Origin of the sequence: Streptomyces sp. NPDC048566, from assembly GCF_043199735.1 — a bacterium.
Lineage (GTDB): Bacteria > Actinomycetota > Actinomycetes > Streptomycetales > Streptomycetaceae > Streptomyces.
This window is the reverse complement of record NZ_JBICWL010000024.1, coordinates 25,383-45,599: the sequence shown is the minus strand read 5'-3', so window position 1 is coordinate 45,599 and position 20,217 is coordinate 25,383. Positions and strand designations below refer to the sequence as shown.

Annotated in this window: 18 protein-coding genes, 1 tRNA gene and 1 pseudogene; 13 read left to right on the top strand and 7 right to left on the bottom strand. The window is 71.9% G+C overall.

The window, feature by feature from the left end; all coding sequences use genetic code 11:
- Positions 1 to 3: 3 nt before the first annotated feature.
- The 4 genes from ACGFS9_RS27025 to ACGFS9_RS27010 all read right to left on the bottom strand — a co-directional run bounded on the left by ACGFS9_RS27025 (position 4) and on the right by ACGFS9_RS27010 (position 7,281).
- Positions 4 to 2,937 carry a WD40 repeat domain-containing protein gene (locus tag ACGFS9_RS27025; RefSeq protein WP_393256804.1) on the bottom strand — a complete coding sequence of 978 codons (2,934 nt, stop codon included), beginning with the start codon at positions 2,935 to 2,937 and terminating at the stop codon, positions 4 to 6.
- Positions 2,938 to 3,293: 356 nt separating this feature from the next.
- Positions 3,294 to 4,085, bottom strand: a complete 792-nt coding sequence (locus tag ACGFS9_RS27020; RefSeq protein WP_393256846.1) for an aldo/keto reductase — start codon at positions 4,083 to 4,085, stop codon at positions 3,294 to 3,296.
- A 209-nt stretch (positions 4,086 to 4,294) separates the two neighbouring features.
- Positions 4,295 to 6,121, bottom strand: a complete 1,827-nt coding sequence (locus ACGFS9_RS27015; protein WP_393256803.1) for an AMP-dependent synthetase/ligase — start codon at positions 6,119 to 6,121, stop codon at positions 4,295 to 4,297.
- A 287-nt stretch (positions 6,122 to 6,408) separates the two neighbouring features.
- The gene (locus tag ACGFS9_RS27010; RefSeq protein WP_393256802.1) at positions 6,409 to 7,281 is read right to left on the bottom strand and encodes a LysR substrate-binding domain-containing protein; all 873 of its coding nucleotides are present in this window, start codon (positions 7,279 to 7,281) and stop codon (positions 6,409 to 6,411) included.
- Positions 7,282 to 7,426: 145 nt separating this feature from the next.
- On the opposite strand from ACGFS9_RS27010, the gene ACGFS9_RS27005 reads away from it, so the two are divergent.
- Positions 7,427 to 8,557, top strand: coding sequence for a bile acid:sodium symporter family protein (locus ACGFS9_RS27005; protein ID WP_393256801.1), 1,131 nt, complete (start codon positions 7,427 to 7,429; stop codon positions 8,555 to 8,557).
- Between the two features lie 342 nt (positions 8,558 to 8,899).
- A complete protein-coding gene (locus ACGFS9_RS27000; protein ID WP_393256800.1) occupies positions 8,900 to 9,442 on the top strand; it encodes an isochorismatase family protein in 543 nt (180 codons plus the stop codon).
- 197 nt (positions 9,443 to 9,639) lie between these two features.
- Here ACGFS9_RS27000 and fdhD read toward each other — a convergent pair whose 3' ends face one another.
- Entirely contained in the window at positions 9,640 to 10,503 is an 864-nt protein-coding gene (fdhD, locus tag ACGFS9_RS26995; protein WP_393256799.1) for a formate dehydrogenase accessory sulfurtransferase FdhD, read from the bottom strand.
- Positions 10,504 to 10,660: 157 nt separating this feature from the next.
- Between fdhD and ACGFS9_RS26990 the strand changes: the two are divergent.
- The 3 genes and pseudogenes from ACGFS9_RS26990 to ACGFS9_RS26980 all read left to right on the top strand — a co-directional run.
- Positions 10,661 to 11,254, top strand: a pseudogene (locus ACGFS9_RS26990) (MFS transporter); the annotation flags it as partial.
- Positions 11,223 to 11,357, top strand: a complete 135-nt coding sequence (locus ACGFS9_RS26985; RefSeq protein WP_393256798.1) for a hypothetical protein — start codon at positions 11,223 to 11,225, stop codon at positions 11,355 to 11,357. The pseudogene ACGFS9_RS26990 and the gene ACGFS9_RS26985, both read left to right, overlap by 32 nt.
- 137 nt (positions 11,358 to 11,494) lie before the next feature.
- Positions 11,495 to 12,442: a beta-ketoacyl-ACP synthase III gene (locus tag ACGFS9_RS26980; protein WP_393256797.1), complete on the top strand. Its 948-nt coding sequence runs from the start codon at positions 11,495 to 11,497 to the stop codon at positions 12,440 to 12,442.
- A gap of 385 nt (positions 12,443 to 12,827) precedes the next feature.
- Here ACGFS9_RS26980 and ACGFS9_RS26975 read toward each other — a convergent pair whose 3' ends face one another.
- Positions 12,828 to 14,159: a DUF2254 domain-containing protein gene (locus ACGFS9_RS26975; RefSeq protein WP_393256796.1), complete on the bottom strand. Its 1,332-nt coding sequence runs from the start codon at positions 14,157 to 14,159 to the stop codon at positions 12,828 to 12,830.
- Between the two features lie 142 nt (positions 14,160 to 14,301).
- Between ACGFS9_RS26975 and ACGFS9_RS26970 the strand changes: the two genes are divergently transcribed.
- Positions 14,302 to 14,386 (top strand) — tRNA-Leu (locus ACGFS9_RS26970).
- A gap of 985 nt (positions 14,387 to 15,371) precedes the next feature.
- Here ACGFS9_RS26970 and ACGFS9_RS26965 read toward each other — a convergent pair.
- Complete coding sequence (locus ACGFS9_RS26965) at positions 15,372 to 15,968, bottom strand: hypothetical protein (protein WP_393256795.1); 597 nt, start codon at positions 15,966 to 15,968, stop codon at positions 15,372 to 15,374.
- Here ACGFS9_RS26965 and ACGFS9_RS26960 point away from each other — a divergent pair.
- From ACGFS9_RS26960 to gvpJ (ACGFS9_RS26930), 7 genes are read left to right on the top strand one after another with little or no spacing between them, the layout of a single operon-like run.
- Positions 15,967 to 16,287, top strand: a complete 321-nt coding sequence (locus ACGFS9_RS26960) for a gas vesicle protein (RefSeq protein ID WP_393256794.1) — start codon at positions 15,967 to 15,969, stop codon at positions 16,285 to 16,287. The genes ACGFS9_RS26965 and ACGFS9_RS26960 overlap by 2 nt on opposite strands.
- Positions 16,288 to 16,325: 38 nt before the next feature.
- Positions 16,326 to 16,790, top strand: coding sequence for a gas vesicle protein GvpJ (gene gvpJ, locus ACGFS9_RS26955; RefSeq protein WP_393256793.1), 465 nt, complete (start codon positions 16,326 to 16,328; stop codon positions 16,788 to 16,790).
- A gap of 3 nt (positions 16,791 to 16,793) precedes the next feature.
- Entirely contained in the window at positions 16,794 to 17,549 is a 756-nt protein-coding gene (locus tag ACGFS9_RS26950; RefSeq protein ID WP_393256792.1) for a GvpL/GvpF family gas vesicle protein, read from the top strand.
- A 1-nt stretch (position 17,550) separates the two neighbouring features.
- On the top strand, positions 17,551 to 17,805 hold the full coding sequence (locus tag ACGFS9_RS26945; RefSeq protein WP_393256791.1) for a gas vesicle protein GvpG: 255 nt from the start codon (positions 17,551 to 17,553) through the stop codon (positions 17,803 to 17,805).
- Between the two features lie 7 nt (positions 17,806 to 17,812).
- Positions 17,813 to 18,724 (top strand): histone protein, encoded by a 912-nt coding sequence (locus ACGFS9_RS26940; RefSeq protein WP_393256790.1) that lies wholly within the window; start codon positions 17,813 to 17,815, stop codon positions 18,722 to 18,724.
- A 6-nt stretch (positions 18,725 to 18,730) separates the two neighbouring features.
- The gene (locus ACGFS9_RS26935) at positions 18,731 to 19,822 is read left to right on the top strand and encodes an SRPBCC family protein (protein WP_393256789.1); all 1,092 of its coding nucleotides are present in this window, start codon (positions 18,731 to 18,733) and stop codon (positions 19,820 to 19,822) included.
- Complete coding sequence (gene gvpJ / locus ACGFS9_RS26930) at positions 19,815 to 20,138, top strand: gas vesicle protein GvpJ (RefSeq protein ID WP_393256788.1); 324 nt, start codon at positions 19,815 to 19,817, stop codon at positions 20,136 to 20,138. The genes ACGFS9_RS26935 and gvpJ (ACGFS9_RS26930) overlap by 8 nt, the downstream gene beginning before the upstream one ends.
- The last annotated feature ends 79 nt before the right edge of the window (positions 20,139 to 20,217 follow it).

The following is a 20,217-nucleotide window of genomic DNA, read 5'->3' as shown; positions in this document are numbered from 1 at the left end:
GTCTCAAGTGGCTTCGGCCTGATGGAAGAGGGCGCCGGTCGAGCCGGCCCGCAGATGCAGAAGGGGTATGGCGGGCGCTCCGGGCTGCCCGGTGAGTACGTACTGCCTGAGCGCTTCGACGAAGGCGAGATCCACCGGGACACCGGCCAGGATGCGCGTTGTCAGTTCCTCGACCAGAGACTGGACGGTGTGGCTGTAGACGCCGGTACGCATCCCGACCACCGCTTCCACCCCGTGTTGCACCAGAGTCCGGCCGAGAGCCGCGGATCGGCATCCGACCAGAACGACGAGGCGTGCTCCGGTCCGGGAGATTCGCCGTGCCATCTCCGGTACGGGGACGGTCGTTCCGGACGGGAGTACGACTCCGTCAGGACCCGAGTGGGCCCAGAGGTGCAGGACGTCCGTGGGCGAGAGGGCGCGGTCGAGATCTTCCGTGGTCTTCACCAGGAGGGGCAGACCACTGACCAGCCGCACGTTGCTGCGCCGAGTCCGGCGCCGCATCCGGTCGTAGGCTTCGTCCACCCCCGCCAAGAGGGGGTCGTCGGTCCGAGTTACCAACATCCGTGGTCGTCCCGTGGGCGTCCGGGCGATGTCGTCCGCCGCGTTGCCGTCGAGTCTGGCGGTGACTCGAAGCATGGTGACAGGAGGGGTGTCGAACCAGCAGAGGGCCGCCCCCGCAGGGTGGAGGAGCTCCCAGGGATGACTGACGAGGTGATCTCCGTCGATCAGCAGGTTGAGACGTACAGCTCGGCCGGGGTCTGCCGCTCGCGCCATGTCGATCTCCCGGTCGAGTCCGCCGAACCACACGTGGTCGCCCAGCCGTCCACCGAGATGGACGGCTTCGGAGAGTTCGCCCACGGTGGTGCTGTTGGCACACTCCTCGAATCTGGCGAGATCCCGTTCCCGGAGAAAGGTGCTGCCGCCGCCAGGAAAGCGAATGCGGCACCCGCCTTCCTCCCGGACGAGGAGCAGGTTCACTGCTCCGGCCGTAGTGGCATCGCGGGCATCGGGCCCGATCGTGTCGTATCCGACCGTACGTCCGCCGCCGGCGGCGACCACTCGTCCCGAGGCGGCTGCCACGCAGGTAAAACGGCCTGGGGCGACGGCGATCGGAGCGAGATCGTCCGGTGTTGCCGTGCTGGACCGGCGGAACACGGCCACCCCGCGGTCGCCGTAGGCAGCCACCAACTCGCCGTCGCCTCCCACGGCAACGGCCACGGCGCCGGGATGGAGCCGTGTCGAGTGGCGCGTGCCGCGCCGTGACAAGGCCGACACGACGCCGTCGGCCCTCGACAGAAGGAGCGGCCCGTCCGGCGAGCAGGACAACAGGCGGTCGCCCGCCCTTTCCTGCCGCCAGCGCCGCCAGCGACGACCGTCGTGGTAGAGCACCTGAAGGGTTCCATTGCGGTCCAGAGCTGCGAGGGATCCGTCGTCGCCGGTCGCGATATCGCGGACAGGTACCTCGAATGTCATCAGGATCACGGAGTCACCTCCGGACGGGTGGCCGGGAGTGACGACCTCGGCGTAGTGCCCGTACACCGGACGGCCCCTCCACGTCGCCACGGCCAGGCACAGGCGGTGGGAGAGTCGGTGAGGCTCTCCGGCTGGCGGGCTCCACCAGTAGGCCCCGTCCTGACCGGCGACCAGCCAGCCCTGGCGGTGCCGCACCAACTGGTGCACGGTCCCGGTGACGCGGGGAGGAGACCACTGAAGCGCGGTTCCCCTGCCGTCGTACTCCTGGAGGAGACCCAGCTGAGTGCCCACAGCGGAGCGGCCGCGTTCCAGCGGGTCCAGGCCGACCGCGGTGATCGTCTCGCCTGTCTCGAAGGTGGGGTCGTCGCTGCCGGACCTGGCCAAATCCCATTGCATCAGCTCGTGGTCATGAGCTGTCACCAGGGAGCCCTCGTTGACGAAGGCCACGGCGGTGATCCTGCTCTCCACGCCCAACTCGTCGGGCTCCGTGCCCGGTTCGGGCCGAGTGGTTCGAATCTTCTGATCGGCGCCGGCACTCGCGAGGCGGCCGCCGGGCGACCAGGCCAGGATGCGCACCCCTGGGTGCCGCCAAGCCGTACGGACTGTCCCCTCACGGAGAATGCACACGCGTGAGTCTTCGTCCAGGACAAAGGCGAGTTGTCCGTCGGCCGCCCAGGCGGCACAGGCCACCGTCCCGCCGAGATGGTGATCGAAACGAACTCGACCTTCTGCCGGAGGGTGCTCCACGACGGTCACCCGGCCGTCCCTCCAGACTGCGCTGATCCGCTCTTCGTCGATCGCGACGGCGATCACCTTCGACGGGGCGAATGCCGGCAGCCTGTTCCACTGTCGCCCTGGCTCGCAGACTCGAACGGCCCCTTGTTCGTCTCCGAAGACCACATGTCCGGCGCCGGTGACGGCCGCGGCCGAGATACCCGCTGTGTGGGGAAGCTCGGGCCACGTGGCGCTGCCGGTCGGTCCGCGGCCCACGAAACGTGCGTTGGGCCCCGCCGCGAACAGCCAGTCACCGGTGGCCGCAACGGTCCATACCGCCGAGGGAAGGTTCTCGATGGGCTCGACCGCGCGGCCCGGAGTCCACGCTTCCACAGCCCCGGACACCGTTCCCAAGCAGATGCCGGAGCCTGTGCCTGTCATCGCGTGCACTGCGCCCGCAGCGCGTCCGTCCATACGCGCCCGGCCGTCGCGGGAGCGGTTGGACCAGCGCATGCGCAGGTGTGGCAGGTCCGCAGCGGTGAGCCAGGCCACCAGCCAGCGCTCGACCACCGGCATCTTCCACTCGACGGCAATCTCCAAGGCGGCCTGGGCGTGGCGCAGATAAGGTGGCGCATCGCCGTCCGTCGCCGGTCCCAGGTTCTGCATCCGTGCGAGCGCGTAGGTAAGCGTCAGGGCCAGATCTCTGGGGGCGGGGTCCTCACCTTCCATCGACCGCAGACGGTCCAGCAAGGAAGGCAAGCAGATGTCCGACGTCCCGCCTTCCCAAGGTAGCGGCAATGGGCTCGTCAGCGGCATCACTTGGTGAGTCCCCCCGGACCGCGGCAGCGCAGCTTCGACCCTCTGAATATAGGTCTCGTCGGAACGGCTTGTGCGGGAACGGCTACGTTCGGTGGTGAGACTTCGTCAACGACGACGAGGCGCGCGTCCTGGCCGGGGGCCGCGGACTGCAAGGTCCGGGTCTCGCCGAAGTGCCGGGCGGGCGGGAGCCGCATGCCCTACGGCCGGGGCAGGGAACTGTTCGTAACCCACCGGCCCGGACGCGACGGGCGCGTCCGGGCCGGCGGAGGGGCGGGCGGCGGGGCCGGTCAGCCGATCTCGAAGGTGGCCGGGTCCGGGCCGAGCCGGCGGTCCTCGTTCAGGGCGGAGATGGCCGCGATGTCCTCGGTGTCCAGGGAGAAGCCGAAGACGTCGATGTTCTCCTTGATCCGCGAGGGGGTCACGGACTTCGGGATCACGACGTTGCCGAGCTGGATGTGCCAGCGCAGGACGACCTGCGCGGGGGTGCGGCCGTGCTTCTGGGCGATGGCGACGATCGCCGGCACCTCCAGCAGGCCCTTGCCCTGGCCGAGCGGCGACCACGCCTCCGTCGCGATGCCCTGCTCCGCGTGGAACTCGCGGGCGGCGTGCTGCTGGAGGTGCGGGTGCAGCTCGATCTGGTTCACGGCCGGGATGACGGACGTGGCGTCGATCAGCTTCGTCAGATGCTCCGGCAGGAAGTTCGACGTGCCGATGGCCTTGGCGCGGCCGTCGGCGTGGATCTTCTCGAAGGCCCGGTACGAGTCGACGTTCGTGTCGCGGGAGGGCAGCGGCCAGTGGATCAGGTACAGGTCCACGTGGTCGAGGCCGAGCTTCTCCAGCGAGGCGTCGAAGGCACGCAGGGTGGAGTCGTAGCCCTGGTCGCTGTTCCAGAGCTTGGTGGTGACGAAGAGTTCCTCGCGGGGAACGCCCGACGCGGCGATCGCCTTGCCGGTGCCCTCCTCGTTGCCGTAGATCGCCGCGGTGTCGATGCTGCGGTACCCGGCCTCCAGCGCGGTGGCGACCGCCCGCTCCGCCTCGTCGTCCGGCACCTGCCAGACGCCGAAGCCCAGCTGCGGCATCTCGACGCCGTTGTTCAGGATGATCGGGGGGACCTTGCTCACGAGCTCTCGATCCTTCAGTCGTCGGGTGGTACTCCCATGGTCAACGATCACGGCCCGTGATGCATTCCTGACCGGGCCCGCGGTCCTGCGACGCGGGGAGTCGGCCGGAAGCCCGCCCCGGCGGGCGCGCGGCCCGCCGCCCGGGGCGGTCGCCGGCGTCGCGCGTGCTACCCCTGGTACAGCGCCTCGACCTCGGTCGTGTACGCCTTCTCGATGGCCCGGCGCTTCAGCTTCAGCGACGGGGTCAGCAGACCCTGCTCCTCGGTGAACTGGTGGGCCAGTATCCGGAAGGTGCGGATGGACTCGGCCTGCGAGACCAGCGTGTTCGCCGCGACCACCGCGCGCCGCACCTCGGTCTCCAGATCGGCGTCGTGCACCAGTTCGCCGGCCGCGAGCTGCGGTTTGCCGCGCATCTGGAGCCAGTGCTCGACCGCCTCGGAGTCGAGGGTGACGAGCGCGGCGATGTACGGGCGGTCGTTGCCGACCACGATGCACTGGGCGACCAGCGGATGGTCGCGCACCCGCTCCTCCAGCACGCCCGGCGCGACGCTCTTGCCGCCGGAGGTCACCAGGATCTCCTTCTTGCGCCCGGTGATGGTGAGGTAGCCGTCCTCGTCCAGGGACCCGAGGTCGCCGGTGGCCAGCCAGCCGTCGTGCAGCGCTGCGTCGGTGGCCTTGTCGTTGTTGAGGTAGCCCTGGAAGACGTTGCCGCCGTTCAGCCACACCTCGCCGTCGTCGGCGATGTGCACGGTGGTCCCGGGGACGGCCTGGCCGACGGTGCCGAAGCGGGTGCGCTCCGGCGGGTTGGCGGTCGCCGCCGCCGTGGACTCGGTGAGCCCGTACCCCTCGTAGATGACGACGCCGGCGCCCGCGAAGAACAGGCCGAGCCGCCGGTCCATCGCCGAGCCGCCCGACATGGCGTGCCGGACCCGGCCGCCCATCGCGGCCCGCACCTTGGAGTAGACGAGCTTGTCGTACACCTGGTGCTGCATGCGCAGGGTCGCGGAGGGTCCGGGTCCGATGCCCCACGCCTTGGACTCCATCGCGTCCGCGTAGCGCACCGCGACCTCGACGGCCTTCTCGAAGGGGCCCGATCTGCCCTCCTTCTCCGCCTTGCGGCGTGCGGCGTTGAACACCTTCTCGAAGATGTAGGGCACGGCCAGGAAGAAGGTCGGCCGGAAGGCGGCCAGGTCCGGCAGCAGTGCCGCCGCGTTCAGCTGCGGCTGGTGCCCGAACTTGACCCCGCCGCGCACCACGGCCACCTGCACCATCCGTCCGAAGACGTGGGCGAGCGGCAGGAACAGCAGGGTGGACGCCTCGTCGCCGCGCCGGGAGTGGAAGACCGGCTCCCAGCGCTCGACGACGGTGTCCGCCTCGAACATGAAGTTCTCGTGCGACAGGACGCAGCCCTTGGGGCGTCCGGTGGTGCCCGAGGTGTAGATGATCGTCGCGGTCGACTCGGGGGTGACGGCCCGCCGGTGCCGGTGCACGACGTCGTCGTCGATGTGCGCCCCCGACTCGTACAGCTCGTGCAGGGCGCCCGCGTCGAGCTGCCACAGCCGGCGCAGCGACGGCAGCCGGTCGACGACGGTGGCGATGGTCATGGCGTGGTCCTCGTGCTCCACCATGATCGCCGCCACCTGGGCGTCGTGCAGCATCCAGAAGACCTGCTCGGCGGAGGACGTCGGGTAGACGGGCACGACCTGGGCGCCGATGGTCCACAGGGCGAAGTCGAAGAGCGTCCACTCGTAGCGGGTGCGGCACATGATGGCGACCCGGTCGCCGAACCGCACGCCGTCGGCGATCAGGCCCTTGGCGAGGGCGAGGATCTCGTCGCGGAACTCCGCCGCGGTGACGTCGCGCCACTCTCCGCGGTCGTCCTTGCGGCCGAGCGCGATCCGCAGCGGGTCCTGCCGGGCATGCTCGAAGACGGCGTCGGCCAGGCCGCCCACCGGCGGCGCCGACGCCAAGGGGGGGTTGGTGAACTCGCGCAATACCGCTCCTCGTGGCCTCCGCACAGCGCGGTGAAAGCTACCCCACGCCGCGACCGGAGGGGAGGGGCGTCGCACCGCCCGCGGTCGCGGCGTCCGCACAGGTCAGCCGGGGAAATGCCCGCACAAGGGAAGGGGTCGGACCAAATCGCCTACGGCTCCGTAGGTTTCGGTTCCGTAATCTCCACGGAATCTGTACGTCCCCTCTGCGGCCGCCCGGAGTGCCGCGGCGGCGCGTCCCCGCCCCGCCGCCTCCCCCCTCCGGCGTCCGGGACGGCGGGGGAGGGCGGTCAGCCCCGCCGTCCCCGGTGCAGCCGGTCGCCGCTCGCGAGGACCGCCGCCGCCAGCGCGTCCGCCGCGTCCTGCGCCGAGGGCCGGCGGTGCCCGTGCACCAGCACGAAGTCGACCGCGCCGAGCGGCGGCAGGCCCGCACGGTCCGGGACCCGGACCAGCCCCGGCGGGACGAGGCCGCGGGAGTGGGCCATCACGCCCAGACCCGCACGGGCGGCGGCGATCAGCCCGTTCAGGCTGCCGCTGGTGCAGGCCACGTGCCAGGACCGGCCCTGCCGTTCCAGCGCCTCCAGGGCGAGGGCGCGGGTGATGCCCGGCGGCGGATAGACGATCAGCGGGACCGGCCGGTCGGGGTCCAGGCGCAGCCGCGGGGCGCCGATCCAGACCAGGTGGTCGTGCCGGACCAGTTCGCCGCGCGGGTCGCCGGGCCGCCGTTTGGCCAGCACCAGGTCGAGCCGGCCGGCCGCCAGCCGCTCGTGGAGGGTGCCGGACAGCTCGACCGTGAGTTCCAGGTCCACCTCGGGATGGTCGGAGCGGAACCCCTCCAGGATCTCCGGCAGCCGGGTCAGCACGAAGTCCTCCGAGGCCCCGAAGCGCAGCCGTCCGCGCAGGCGCGTCCCGGTGAAGAACGCCGTCGCCTGCTCCTGCACCTCCAGGATGCGGCGGGCGAAGCCGAGCATGGCCTCGCCGTCCTCGGTGAGGTCCACGGAGTGCGTGTCCCGGGAGAACAGCTGCCGCCCGGCCGCGTCCTCCAGCCGCCGCACGTGCTGGCTGACCGTGGACTGGCGCACCCCCAGCCGCCGGGCGGCCCGGGTGAAGCTCAGCGTCTGGGCGACCGCCAGGAACGTGCGCAGCTGCGAGGGGTCGTACACGGAGGCCACGTTATCGCGGAACGCGATGACAGTCAGAGCGGTGTGACCGATTCCCGATCGCTCCGCCGGGGAGGACGATGGGCACGACGCAACACGGCACGGCACGACCTGCCCGGCCGACGCACCGAACGAGCAGTGGAGCACCGTGAAACGCCTGCAGTGGCCGAGTCGGATACCGATCGACCCCTACATCCTGCTGTTGCTCGCGACCGTGGGGCTCGCCGCCCTCCTCCCGGCGCGCGGCACCGGAGCGGAGGTCGCCTCCGGAGCGTCCACGGCCGCGATCGCGTTCCTGTTCTTCCTCTACGGGGCCCGGCTCTCGACCCGCGAGGCGATGGAGGGCGTCAGGCACTGGCGTCTGCACGCCACCGTGCTGGCCTGCACCTTCGTGGTGTTCCCGCTGCTCGGCCTGGCCGCCCGCGGCCTCGTTCCGGTGCTCCTGACCCGCGACCTCTACACCGGCCTGCTCTTCCTCACCCTCGTTCCCTCCACCATCCAGTCCTCGATCGCCTTCACCTCGATCGCCCGCGGCAACGTGCCCGCCGCGATCTGCGCCGGGTCCTTCTCCTCGCTCGTCGGCATCGTCCTCACGCCCCTGCTCGCCGCCGCCCTGCTCGGCGGCAGCGGCGGCGGCCTCTCCACCGACGCGCTCGTCCGGATCGTGCTCCAGCTGCTGGTGCCGTTCGCGGCCGGTCAGGTGCTGCGGCCGTGGATCGGCGGGTTCGTCAGCCGGCACCGGAAGGTCCTCGGCTACGTGGACCGCGGCTCGATCCTGCTCGTCGTCTACACCGCCTTCGGCGAGGGCATGGTGCGGGGCATCTGGCACCAGGTCAGCGCCGTCCGGCTGGCCGGTCTGCTGGCCGTCGAGGCGCTGCTGCTCGCCGTGATGCTCGCCCTCACGTGGTACGGCGGCCGGGCGCTGCGCTTCGGCCGGGAGGACCGGATCGCCATCCAGTTCGCCGGATCGAAGAAGTCGATGGCCTCCGGACTGCCCATGGCGGGCGTCCTGTTCGGCGCCCACGCCTCGCTCGCGGTGCTGCCGCTGATGCTCTTCCACCAGATGCAGCTCATGGTGTGCGCGGTGATCGCCAAGCGCCGCGCCCGCGACCCCGAGGCGGCCGGCCCGGCCGGCGGGACGGGTCCGGGCGCCCGGACGCAGGCGACGGGCTCGCACCGGCCGCGCGGCGGTGCCGGGTCCGCCGGAGGCCCGGGGAACCGGACGCCTCCGGGCGCCGCCCCGCGGGGCGCGGTCGCCGGGGGAACCCGTTCCGGCTGAGCCCGCCCGCGCCACCCGCGGGCCGTCGGTCCGGACAGCCGGCCGGGGGTTCCCGCTCGCGCGTGTCGCCCGACGGCTGCCGCTCGGCGTGCGGGCGTCCGCAACGGGGGGCGCCGGGCCCCGGACCGCTGCGGCGGCTGCGCGCCGCCCGGCGGCTGCTTCCGCCCTGCTCAGGCAGTCGTGCACGTAAGACGGGCGCCGGGGGGTTGCGGGAGGGGCGTGGGTGTCGCAACGCTCGCGCCGGTGGCCGGGACACTGCCGGGCGACCCGGGCGGGAGCAGTTCACGGGTTTGTTGATCCGGATTTCCGGTACGGACGGCTGATGCGAGCTAACGTTCCGTCATGACCGCACCCGAAGCCGAACCCCGCCTCGCCCTCGATCCGGCCCGCACCGCGCTCGTCCTGGTCGATCTGATGGAGCGCATCGTGGCGCTGCCGCTCGCGCCCCACAAGGGCACCGAAGTCCTCGCGACCGCGGAGGAGTTGGCGGCCGCCTTCCGCAAGGAGGGGGCGCTCGTCGTGCTCGTCCGGGTCGAGCGCTCCGGCGTGGCCGAGCAGCCGCCCGGCAGCGGTCTCGTCGCGGGGCTGGCCGCCGGGGGAGACCTGGAGATCGTGAAGCACACCATCGGCGGCTTCCAGGGCACCGGCCTCGACGGCAAGCTGCGCGAACGCGACGTCTCCACCCTGGTGTTCGGCGGGATCGCCACCAACCTGGGGGTCGAGTCCACCGCGCGCGCCGCCGGCGACCTCGGCTACGACCTGGTCTTCGTCGAGGACGCGATGGCCGCCTTCACCGCCCCCGAGCACGACGCCTCCGTACGGCTGGACTTCCCCCGTCTCGGTACGGTCGTCACCGCGGCCGAGGTGCGTTTCGCGGCGCGCTGAGCGCAGGCACGAAGGGCGGCGGGCCCGCCCCGTCGCCCGGTCGGCCGGCCCCCCCCGAACGATCGTCTCCCGCCCGCGGGGCCGCCGGGGAGTTCCCCGGGATCGCGGCGCGGGCGGCGTGAGGCGGGGCCCCTCACGGCGCGGGGGGGCGCACCCCGCCGTTCGGGGCCCCGCCGCCGTGTCGCGGTGAAGCCCGGTCAGACCCGGGAGGCCGGGGCCCGCAGGGCGATCCGGTGCTCGCCCGCGTACACGTTCATGGTGGAGCCGCGCAGGAAGCCGACCAGGGTCAGGCCGGTCTCCGCGGCCAGGTCGACGGCGAGCGACGAGGGGGCCGAGACCGCCGCGAGCACCGGGATGCCCGCCATCACCGCCTTCTGCGCCAGCTCGAACGACGCCCGCCCGGAGACCAGCAGGACCGTCCGCGCGAGCGGCAGGGAGCCCTCCTGCAGGGCGCGGCCGACCAGTTTGTCGACCGCGTTGTGCCGGCCCACGTCCTCGCGGACGTCGACCAGTTCGCCGTCCTCGGTGAACAGGGCCGCCGCGTGCAGGCCCCCGGTGCGGTCGAAGACCTGCTGGGCCGCGCGCAGCCGGTCGGGAAGCCCGGCGAGCAGCGCCGGCTCCAGCCGTACGGGGGCGCGGGTGCCGCCCGCGGTGTCGTCCACCGGCCAGCGGGCCGTGGTCCGGACGGCGTCCAGGCTCGCCTTGCCGCACAGGCCGCAGGACGACGTCGTGTAGACGTTGCGTTCGAGGGTGATGTCGGGGACGGCGACACCGGGCGCGGTCGTCACGTCGACGACGTTGTAGGTGTTGGAGCCGTCCGCCGTGGCGCCCGCGCAGTAGACGATGTTCCGCAGGTCGCCGGCCGCGCCCAGCACCCCCTCGCTGACCAGGAAGCCGGCGGCGAGCGCGAAGTCGTCGCCGGGGGTGCGCATGGTGATGGCGAGCGGCTTGCCGTTCAGGCGGATCTCCAGCGGCTCCTCCGCGACGAGCGTGTCCGGGCGGGTGTTCACGGCCCCGTCCCGGATGCGGATCACCCTGCGTCGTTCCGTGACTCGTCCCATGTCCCGATCAGTCCCGGTTCTGTGCGTGCGGCCGGCCGGTGAGGCCCTGGAGCGGCGGTTGCCCGTCGGGCCACCGGTCCGTCGCGGGAGCGGGTGACCGTCCGGCACCCATTGTCCTGCACGGACGGAGCGGGCCGCACGCCGTCCCTCCGAGCGGTTCCGGGACCGGCCCGGCATGGCCACCGGCATCGCGATCACGGGCTTCGGTGGCGGCGTGCTGATTGCCTCCCCCTGGTCCGCGCGCATGCTCGACTCCTTCGGGTCGGACTCCCACGGGATGGCACTGGCCTTCCTCGTCCACGGACTGGCGTACGCCGCCTTCACGACCCTCGGCGCCGGCGCCCTCATGTACGCGCTCATCGCCTGGTTCGGGGACTCCTCCAAGCCGCTGTTCGTCCTCTGCGCCCTGGTGATCCTTTCCTTCTACGGCGGAGGCTTCGCCACCGTCCCGGCCTACCTCAAGGACCTCTTCGGCACCTACCAGGTGGGGGCGATCCACGGCCGGCTGCTCACGGCCTGGTCCACGGCCGGCGTGCTCGGACCCCTGATCGTCAACCGCATCGCCGATCACCAGGAGGCGGCGGGCCGGCACGGCTCGGCGCTCTACGGCATGTCGTTCCTGATCATGATCGGGCTGCTCGTCGTAGGCTTCGTCGCCAACGAGTTCGTGCGGCCCGTCCACTCCCGCCACCACGTCCCCGCACCGAGGGAGGCAGCCGATGTCGCACGACAGCAGCCCGAGTCCGCCTGACCGCAGGCCCCTCGTCGTCCTCGCCTGGCTCTGGGTGGGCGCACCGCTGGGCTACGGCGTCTACGAGCTGGTCCAGAAGGTGACACAGCTGTTCAGCGGGTGAGTGTTCGGGCGTCCCGGAGTCTGACGGAAGCCGACAAGCCTGGCGCCCAGATCCTGTGGCATCACCTGCCGTCGTACCCGTGAGTCACTGATCAGACTGGTGGATCCCGCTACCCAAGGCAACGAGGGGGACCACTCATGAACGGCTCACGGATCGCCGCCGTCGGCCACTACCAGCCCGCCAAGGTACTCACCAACGAGGACCTGGCGGGCCTGGTCGACACCAGTGACGAGTGGATCAGGACCCGGGTGGGCATCCGGACGCGCCACATCGCCGGGCCGGACGAGCCGGTCGACGAACTCGCCGCGCACGCCGCCGCCAAGGCGCTCGCCGCCGCCGGGCTGACACCGGGCGACATCGACCTCGTGCTCGTCGCCACGTCCACCGCCGTCGACCGCTCGCCGAACATGGCCGCCCGGGTCGCCGCCCGACTCGGCATCCCCTCCCCGGCGGCCATGGACGTGAACGTCGTCTGCGCCGGCTTCACGCACGCCCTCGCCACCGCCGACCACACCGTGCGCGCGGGCGGCGCGACCCGCGTGCTGGTCATCGGCGCCGACAAGATGTCCGAGGTGACGGACTGGACCGACCGCACGACCTGCGTCCTCGTGGGGGACGGCGCGGGCGCCGCCGTGGTCGAGGCCTGCGCACCGGCCGTGCCCGCCGGCATCGGCCCGGTGCTGTGGGGCTCGGTGCCCGAGATGGGGCACGCGGTCCGCATCGAGGGCACCCCCGCGCGCTTCGCCCAGGAGGGCCAGAGCGTCTACCGCTGGGCGACCACCCAGCTCCCGCCGATCGCCCGGCGGGCCTGCGAACGCGCGGGACTGGCCCCCGAGGACGTCGCCGCCGTCGTCCTGCACCAGGCCAACCTGCGCATCATCGAACCCCTGGCCCACAAGATCGGCGCGGTCAACGCCGTCGTCGCGCGGGACGTGGTGGAGTCCGGCAACACCTCCGCCGCCAGCATCCCGCTCGCCTTCTCCAAGCTCGTCGAGCGCGGCGAGATCACCACCGGCGACCCCGTCCTGCTCTTCGGCTTCGGCGGGAACCTCTCGTACGCGGGCCAGGTCGTGCGCTGCCCCTGACCGGGCACCGGGCACCGGGCCGCCGGCCCGGAGACCGGCTGACGCCGGCCGGGCCGGGAACCCGGCGGCCCGTGCGGCCCCGGAATCCGTGCCGCCGGTCGGCGGCCCCCACAAGGCCCCGGCGTGATCGGACCGTTGCGGCGTCGCGGGCCCGACTCCCGCCTCCGCGGGGCGCGGTGACCCTCCCGGGGCCCGACTCGCCACCCCGGGTGGCGCGGTGACCCTCCCCGGTTCGGCTCCCGCGTCCACGAGGCGCTGTGCGCCGCACCACGGCAGGCGAACGACCGGGCCCGCCTCCCCGTCGCGGCGACCGCGCCGGCCGGGGTGGCACGTACGCGAGCGGCCCGGGCCCCGGCCCGGTCTCCAACCTCACAGGGCCATACACCTAGCCGATGCCCTGCCGGTCGGGCCGCAGCGCGAAGCCGCGGTCCGCCGGCTCGGCGACCGCGAGCTGGACCGCCTCCACGAGCAGGGTGCGGTGCCGGACCAGCGGCTCCCGCCGCTCCTTCGGGGTGACGAGCAGCAGGTCGTCGATCCCGGCGACCAGCCGCCGCGTCACCTGCGGGCTGTCCACCGCGCACGCCCGGATCTCGGCGAACCCCAGATCGACCAGCTCCGTCCACCCGGGCACGGGCTGGACCAGGCGGACCGTCCCCCGCCGGTCGCGGTGGAGCGCCGCGTCGAGCGGCCGGCGGGCGACGGCGGACAGGAACTGCACGATCCGGTCGACGGCCTGGACGGCGGTCGTCGGGTCGTTGACGGCCGCGGACAGCGCCCGCAGACCGATGTCGGCGAGCTGGCGCAGCCCGAACCCGATGTCCTGATGGAAGGTCCGCTCCACCCCCACGGTCACCGTGTAGCTCAGCGACCGCCGCGAGGGGGCGGGCCCGCCGTGCACCGCGAGGAGCGGTGTCCCGGGGACGACGAAGTCGCCGATGCGCGGGATCAGGCGCAGCACGACGTCCTGCTGCCGCGCGGCCCGCACCAGCCGGGCGATGTTGACGTCCCGCAGCACCCCGGCCCGCCCCTGGTGGGCGACCCGCGCGGTCTCCGCACCGAGCGCCCCCTCCTCCCCGGTCGACCGGGCCACCGGCATCCGCCCGAGGACCCGGAACGCGTCCCGGGTGATGTGGTCGATGACATGGCTGACGCGCATCAGCCGCAGCGTCTGGTTCACGTACAGCACGAACAGCAGCAGGCTCAGCCCCAGCATCAGCAGGGTCAGGACCGACTGCAGCAGCGGGACCGACGTCACCCGGCGGGCGTCCACGTTCGACTCGTAGGAGGTGAGGACGAGGAGCGACAGCAGGAACGTGGCGAGGAACACCGCGAACGTCGCCTTCGTGATCCGGCTCCGCACGAAGATCCGCACCACGCGCGGACTGAACTGTCCGCTCGCCATCTGCACGGCGACCAGCGAGATGCTGAAGACCACGCCGATGAAGGTCATCATCGCCGAGCTGACCGCCGACACGACGGTCTTGGTGTCGTCCGCGAGCCGCAGCAGCTCGTCGAGCGTGGCGTAGTCCCGCGACCGCTGGAGGGAGGCGACGATCGCGGAGTCGATCGCCCCGGCCGTCGCCCAGACCACGAAGACGAGCACCATCGCCGCGGTCGGCGCGAACCAGAACGTGTCCCGCAGATGCTCGCGCAGCGGCGACAACGCCCTCGGTCGCCGCCCCTCCGGCAGGCCGCCGGTAGTCATCCAGTCACTCATGGTGAGACTGTAGGCGCACTCCCGTTTCCCGGTGCGGACCCGCTCCGGGGGCCCGGATATGCAGGTGAAGGGCACTCCGAAAGCTTGCTATTGTTGTCTTCGTCGCCGCGGGGGCCACCCCCGGCCGGGCGGCGGACACCTGGTCCGGGTGGCGGAATGGCAGACGCGCTAGCTTGAGGTGCTAGTGCCCTTTATCGGGCGTGGGGGTTCAAGTCCCCCCTCGGACACCGCAGTGGGACGTTCACGAGATCGTCCCGAAGCGTTCACGAATTACCGGTCGAGTCATGTGACTCGACCGGTAATTTGTCGTTTCTGGGGCCTTCGAGCCGCGTGATCGGCTCGATGAGGGGGTGAGGCGGTGGCGGTCCAGGTACTGCGCCTCTCACCTGCGGGGCAGGACATGCCTGCGCGACGGCTGGTGGCCGCTTCCTCCCGCGCTACAGGTGAAGGGCCCGAAGTCGATGGGCAGGCGTAGCAGGTCCGTTAACCTCTCGACCTCCGACCGGGTCAGCATCGCCCCTCCGTCATGTCCGGGTTCCGCGGATGGATGGACATGTTCCACACGTGGAACATCGTGGCTGAGCGTATCCGGGAAGACCGACATCGGGCTGCGCGCTCGGCACGGTCATTCCACCGAGCGGCGGGATGCGTTCAGGCACGCCTACACGGTCTTGCCGGGGCCGTGGCAGCGGTCGGTGACGCCCCAGTCGTCGGCCGGCGCCGTGACGAGGAGCAGGCCGCGGCCGGACTCGGCGTCCGGTCCGCGGCGGACGTGACGACGGGCCGGCGCTCGGCGCGCGTGTCGGACACCTCCAGGCGCAGCCGACCGTCCTCCTCCCCCCGAGGGCCGGCCGGACGTGGAAGCCCCGGACGGGCACCCGCCCGTACCGTACGGCGTTGGCGCACAGCTCGGCGGTGATCAGGGTCAGCGTCTCGTTGACGTCGCTGTCGTAGGGGTGGCCCCAGGAGTCCAGGCAGAGCGAGACGAACAGCCGGGCCATGCGGGCGACTCGCGGGGTCCAGGTGAAGGACATCGCGAACTCGCCAGTCCCCGTGGGGCCGAGGGGAGGGGAGAGCGTCGTGTGCATGCGGCCGGCGCTGCGACCGCATCGGGCGTGCCAACAGGAGCGACGCCTGTACGGCCGGGCGTTGTGCACGGGAGTCCGGGCCGTGCGGCGGGGGAGTGGCGTGCGAGCGGTGCCGTAGGGGGCGTCAGCCCCGGCCGCACCGCTCCCGAAGCTCCGCGAGGACCGCCTTCTCGCGGGAGTCGACGTCGCCGTCCACGGCGGCCACGCGCTTCCACACCTCGGCGGGGTCGAGGTCGACGACGTTCGCGAGCCGCTCGTCGACCACCTCGTGCCGCTCCCGCACCAGCCGCACCAGATGCCGCATCAGCAGCGCCTCGTCGTCGGCGATTTTGGCCTTCGCGTTCGCCCTGAGTACGAGCCACGCGACCCACAGCATCAACTGCGGGTGGCGACTGCGCTCGCTGATTCCCTCGGCGATCTCGATCACCCGCGCCTCGTTCCGGAATACGGCCCGCGCGTGCCGGCCGGCGAGGAGTGTGGTGTAGCGGTTCAGCAGGACGGCGAGGGGGACGCCGATCAGAGGGATACCGATCTTGATGACGTTCCGCTGGAGGAGGTGCTTACCGACGACGGGGAGCGCCCTTCCCGCGGTGATCGCCGATCCGGAGTAGAAGCGCTTGACCAGCGGTCGTACCCGTGCCGGACGGGGCTCGTGCGCAGCCGACGCCCGGGTGCCGCGCCCGAGGTGCGGGATGCCGGATTTCCACCAGACTGGGCACATGGCAGAAGAGCGTCGGCCCCGCGCCAGGAAGTCCTCCACGGCGACCGCTCGCCGCACACCGTCCGTGCGGGGGGCGGTGCATGCCGCACGCGCCGCACGGGAGAGCCTCGCGGACCTGATCGGGCACCCGGCCGAGGGCGTCTCGGCGGTGGCGCGGGAGGAGGACGGCTGGGTCGTGGTGGTCGACGTCCTCGAAATGGCCCGGATTCCCGACACGACGAGCCTCCTGGCCTCCTACGAGGTACGGCTCGACCAGGACGGCGAACTTCTGGAGTACCGCAGGGTCCGCCGCTATCGGCGGGGATCCGCCGATGAGTGACCGCGAGCAGGTTTTCCCGACGACCGGAGGGACCCTTCATGACCGCGACCACCTATAGCGACGAGGTTGTGGCCTGCCCGCCGCGCGCCGGCACGTTGTACGACGTGCTGGAGCTGATTCTCGACCGCGGCATGGTGATCGACGTGTTCCTCCGCGTCTCCCTCGTGGGCATCGAGATCCTGAAAGTGGACGCGCGCATCGTGGTGGCCAGCGTCGACACGTACCTGCGGTTCGCCGAGGCGTGCAACCGCCTCGACCTGGAGCGGGACTCGGGCAGCACGACGATTCCCGAACTCCTCGGCGGCGGGGTCGCCAAGTCCGTCGGCAAGCGGAAGGTGCGGGACGCCGCGTCGTCCATCGGCGACTCGGTCAAGAAGGTGGTCGGCGGGGGCGACGACGACTCCGACGAGGCGGAGGAGGACGAGGGGCGGCAGCACGAGCGACCGCGCAAGCGCCGTCCCCCCGCCCGGTCCGGTGCCGGCCGCCGCCGCGCGGAGGCCTGAGCGGTGACGGCCGACGGGCTCTACGTGTACGCCGTGGTGCGTTCGGGACAGCCGCTGCCGAAGGGCGCGGCGGGGGTGGACGACCCCCCGGCCCGGGTGCGGTCCGTCCGTCAGGGAGAGGTCGCGGCCGTCGTCAGCGCGGTACCCGCCGTGCTGCGCGCCCGGCGTCGCGACCTGCTGGCGCACCAGGCGCTGCTGATGCTCCTCGCGGAGCGGGGACCGGTCCTGCCGATGCGCTTCGGCACGGTCGCGCCGGACGAGCGGACCCTGCGGGACCAGCTCTCGCAGCGCGAGGCCCGGCACCTGCTCACCCTGGAGCGGGTCGCCGACTGCGTCGAGGTCAACGTCAAGATCTTCCCCGCGCAGGACGCGCTGGCGCGGCTGGTCGAGGACGACCCGAAAGTCCGCAGACTCCGGGACGCGGCCCGCAGGCGGCCAGGGTACGAGGCCAGTCTCCGGCTCGGGCAGTCGATCGCGCTGGCCCTTGACGACCGGGCCCGTGAGGCGGGACGCCGGGCGGTGCGCGCGCTCGGCCCGCTGGCCCGCGAAGCGGCTGCCGGCCCGGAGGTCCAGGGGTGCGTGCTCAACACGTCCTTCCTCGTCGGCCGGGACGACAGTGACGCCTTCCGCGCGGAGGCGGACCGGCTGGCCTCCGCCGACCGGGAGCGCATGCAGGCGCGGGTGTCGGAGCCGCTGCCCTGCTACAGCTTCGTCGGCCCGCAGGACGCGCCCGCCCGGACCGCCGGAGTCGGTGGGTGACATGGGACTGATCACCGGACTGCTCACCCTGCCCATCGCCCCGGTGCGCGGTGTCGTCTGGGTGGCGGAGAAGCTCAACGACGCCGCCGACCGCGAGCTGCACGACCCCGCGGTCCTGCGGGCGCAACTGGCCCTGCTGAATCGCGAGTTCGAGAACGGTGACATCACCCTGCAGGAATTCGAAAGAGAAGAGGAACGGCTGCTCGACCGCTTGCAGGCGGCCCAGGCGTGTTCCCCGCCTACTGATCGAAGGTGACCCAGTCATGGATGAGAAGGAAAAAGTCGCCCTGGCGGCTGCCGTCGTCGGCGGCTATGTGCTCGGCCGGACGAAGAAGGGCCGACTCGCGCTGTCCGTCGCCACCTATCTGGCGGGGCGCCGCTTCGGTCTGGAGCCGCGTCAGTTGGCCGCCGAGGGAGCGCGCAGGTTGGCGGAGATTCCCCAGGTGGCCGAGTTGCAGGAGCAGTTGAGAGGCGAGGTGCTGGACGCCGGCCGGAAGGCGATGGCCGCCGCGGCCCAGCGCAGCATGGGCAATCTGGCCGGGGCGATCAGCGAGCGCACCGCCCTGATCGGGGGGAAGCCCGAACCGGACGACGAGGACACCGAGCCGTACGACGAGGAGGACGAGGAGGAGTACGCGTCCGACGACGAGGACGGCGCGTACGGGTACGAGGACGAGGACGAGGCCGACGAGGGCGCCTACGACGAGGAGGAAGAGGAGGACGAGGAGCCGCAGGACGAGTATGAGGAGGAGGACGAGGCGGAGGCCGAGGAGCAGGACGAGGAGCAGGACGAAGAGGAGCCCGAGCCGGCGCCGAGGCGGCGCTCCTCGTCCCGAGCGAGGAGCGCGGCGCGCAAGGACGCCGCCGGCGCCGGACGGTCGGCGGCGAAGAGGACCGCCCCGGCGAAGAAGGCGGCGGCGAAGAAGTCGGCTCCGGCGAAGAAGGCGGCGGCGAAGAAGACCGCTCCGGCGAAGAAGGCGGCGGCCAAGAAGACGTCCCCGGCGAAGAAGGCCGCCGCCAAGAAGTCGGCTCCGGCGAAGAAGGCAGCGGCGAAGAAGTCGGCTCCGGCGAAGAAGACGGCGGCGAAGAAGACCGCTCCCGCGAAGAAGTCCGCCGCCAAGAAGACGTCCTCGGCGAAGCGGACCGCGTCGAGCCGAAGCGGTCGGGGGAGGTAGGCGGCCATGAGTGAGACGGAGCGGGAGGGCGCGGCCGATTCGGCGCCGGGCATGGACCAACTGCGCGAGGAGATCGGCAAATTCCTCTCCGCGCAGGTCGAGAACCTCGCGCACAAGGCGGGGGACAAACTCACCGACATCACCGGCAGCCTCACCGATTCGGCGGAGAACGGCGGATCGCTCCCCGCGATCGGCTCGCGCATCCTCAAGGGCGACTCACCGCTGAAGGCGTTCGTCTCGGAGAAGGCCAAGGGCGTCAAGGACAACGTGGTGGACAAGGCCAAGGGCGTCTTCGGGGGAGGGGGCAAGGGCAAACGGAAGTCCGGCGGCGGCAAGCTCATGAACATCGTGGAGGTCCTCGACATCGGCATCCCGCTGCGTGACGCCTACGACCACTGGACGCAGTACGACCAGTTCAGCGGTTTCACCAAGGGCGTCCAGGACGTCTCCATGGGCGACGACGGCGAGAGCGACTGGAAGGTGAAGGTCGGCCCGTCGACCCGCAGTTTCAAGGCGACCGTCCAGGAGCAGATCCCCGACGACCGCATCGTGTGGACCTCCGAGGGCGCCAAGGGCACCACCCGCGGCGCGGTCAGTTTCCACGAACTGGCCCCCACGCTCACCCGCGTGGTGCTGGTCATGGAGTACTACCCGTCGGGCTTCTTCGAGAAGACGGGCAACCTCTGGCGTGCCCAGGGCCGCCGAGTGCGGCTGGACTTCAAGAACTTCCAGCGGTACGTGACGCTGACCACCGAGGAGCCCGAGGGCTGGCGCGGCGAGATCCGCGACGGCGAGGTCGTCGTGTCGCACGAGGACGCCGTCGAGGCCGAGGAATCCGAGCAGGACGAGCAGGACGGCGAGGGGCCCGAGGACGACGCCGACGCCGACTCCGCGTACGAGGACGGCGAGGAACCGGACGAGGACGGCTTCGAGGACGAGGAGGCCTACGACGACGAGGCCCCGGACGACGAGGCCGACGAGGAAGAGGAGGAGGACGAGGAAGAGGAAGCCGACGAGGCCGACGAGGCCGACGAGGCCGACGAGGAAGAGGAAGAGGAAGCACCCCGGCGACGGGCGCGGAGGCGGGCCCGTGACTGACGTCGACTTCGGGGCGGGCCCGTACCAAGTGGCGGGCCCGCAGCAGGCCAGCCTGGCGGACATCCTCGAACGCGTGCTGGACAAGGGCATCGTGATCGCGGGTGACATCAAGGTGGACCTGCTCGACATCGAACTGCTCACCATCCGGCTGCGCCTGTTCGTCGCCTCGGTCGACACCGCCAAGAAGGCGGGGATCGACTGGTGGGAGACGGACCCGGCGCTGAGTTCGCGTGCCTCGCGCAACGCCCTGGAGGACGAGAACCGGGAGCTGCGCGCACGGCTGAAGGAACTGGAAGGCGATCCTGCCGGTGGGTGAGGCCGGCGACCGCCCCTCGCTCCCCGGTGCGGCACCGCGAGGACCGCGACAGGGCAGCGACATGACGGTGACCAGAGAG

Coding starts and splice junctions, on each gene's coding strand:
- ACGFS9_RS27020 (WP_393256846.1), bottom strand. CDS start 4,085: ATGCCGCAGCTGGGCTTCGGCGTCTGGCAGGTGCCGGACGACGAGGCG.
- ACGFS9_RS27000 (WP_393256800.1), top strand. CDS start 8,900: ATGACCGCACCCGAAGCCGAACCCCGCCTCGCCCTCGATCCGGCCCGC.
- fdhD (WP_393256799.1), bottom strand. CDS start 10,503: ATGGGACGAGTCACGGAACGACGCAGGGTGATCCGCATCCGGGACGGG.
- ACGFS9_RS26985 (WP_393256798.1), top strand. CDS start 11,223: ATGTCGCACGACAGCAGCCCGAGTCCGCCTGACCGCAGGCCCCTCGTC.
- ACGFS9_RS26980 (WP_393256797.1), top strand. CDS start 11,495: ATGAACGGCTCACGGATCGCCGCCGTCGGCCACTACCAGCCCGCCAAG.
- ACGFS9_RS26975 (WP_393256796.1), bottom strand. CDS start 14,159: ATGAGTGACTGGATGACTACCGGCGGCCTGCCGGAGGGGCGGCGACCG.
- ACGFS9_RS26960 (WP_393256794.1), top strand. CDS start 15,967: ATGGCAGAAGAGCGTCGGCCCCGCGCCAGGAAGTCCTCCACGGCGACC.
- ACGFS9_RS26965 (WP_393256795.1), bottom strand. CDS start 15,968: ATGTGCCCAGTCTGGTGGAAATCCGGCATCCCGCACCTCGGGCGCGGC.
- gvpJ (WP_393256793.1), top strand. CDS start 16,326: ATGACCGCGACCACCTATAGCGACGAGGTTGTGGCCTGCCCGCCGCGC.
- ACGFS9_RS26945 (WP_393256791.1), top strand. CDS start 17,551: ATGGGACTGATCACCGGACTGCTCACCCTGCCCATCGCCCCGGTGCGC.
- ACGFS9_RS26940 (WP_393256790.1), top strand. CDS start 17,813: ATGGATGAGAAGGAAAAAGTCGCCCTGGCGGCTGCCGTCGTCGGCGGC.
- ACGFS9_RS26935 (WP_393256789.1), top strand. CDS start 18,731: ATGAGTGAGACGGAGCGGGAGGGCGCGGCCGATTCGGCGCCGGGCATG.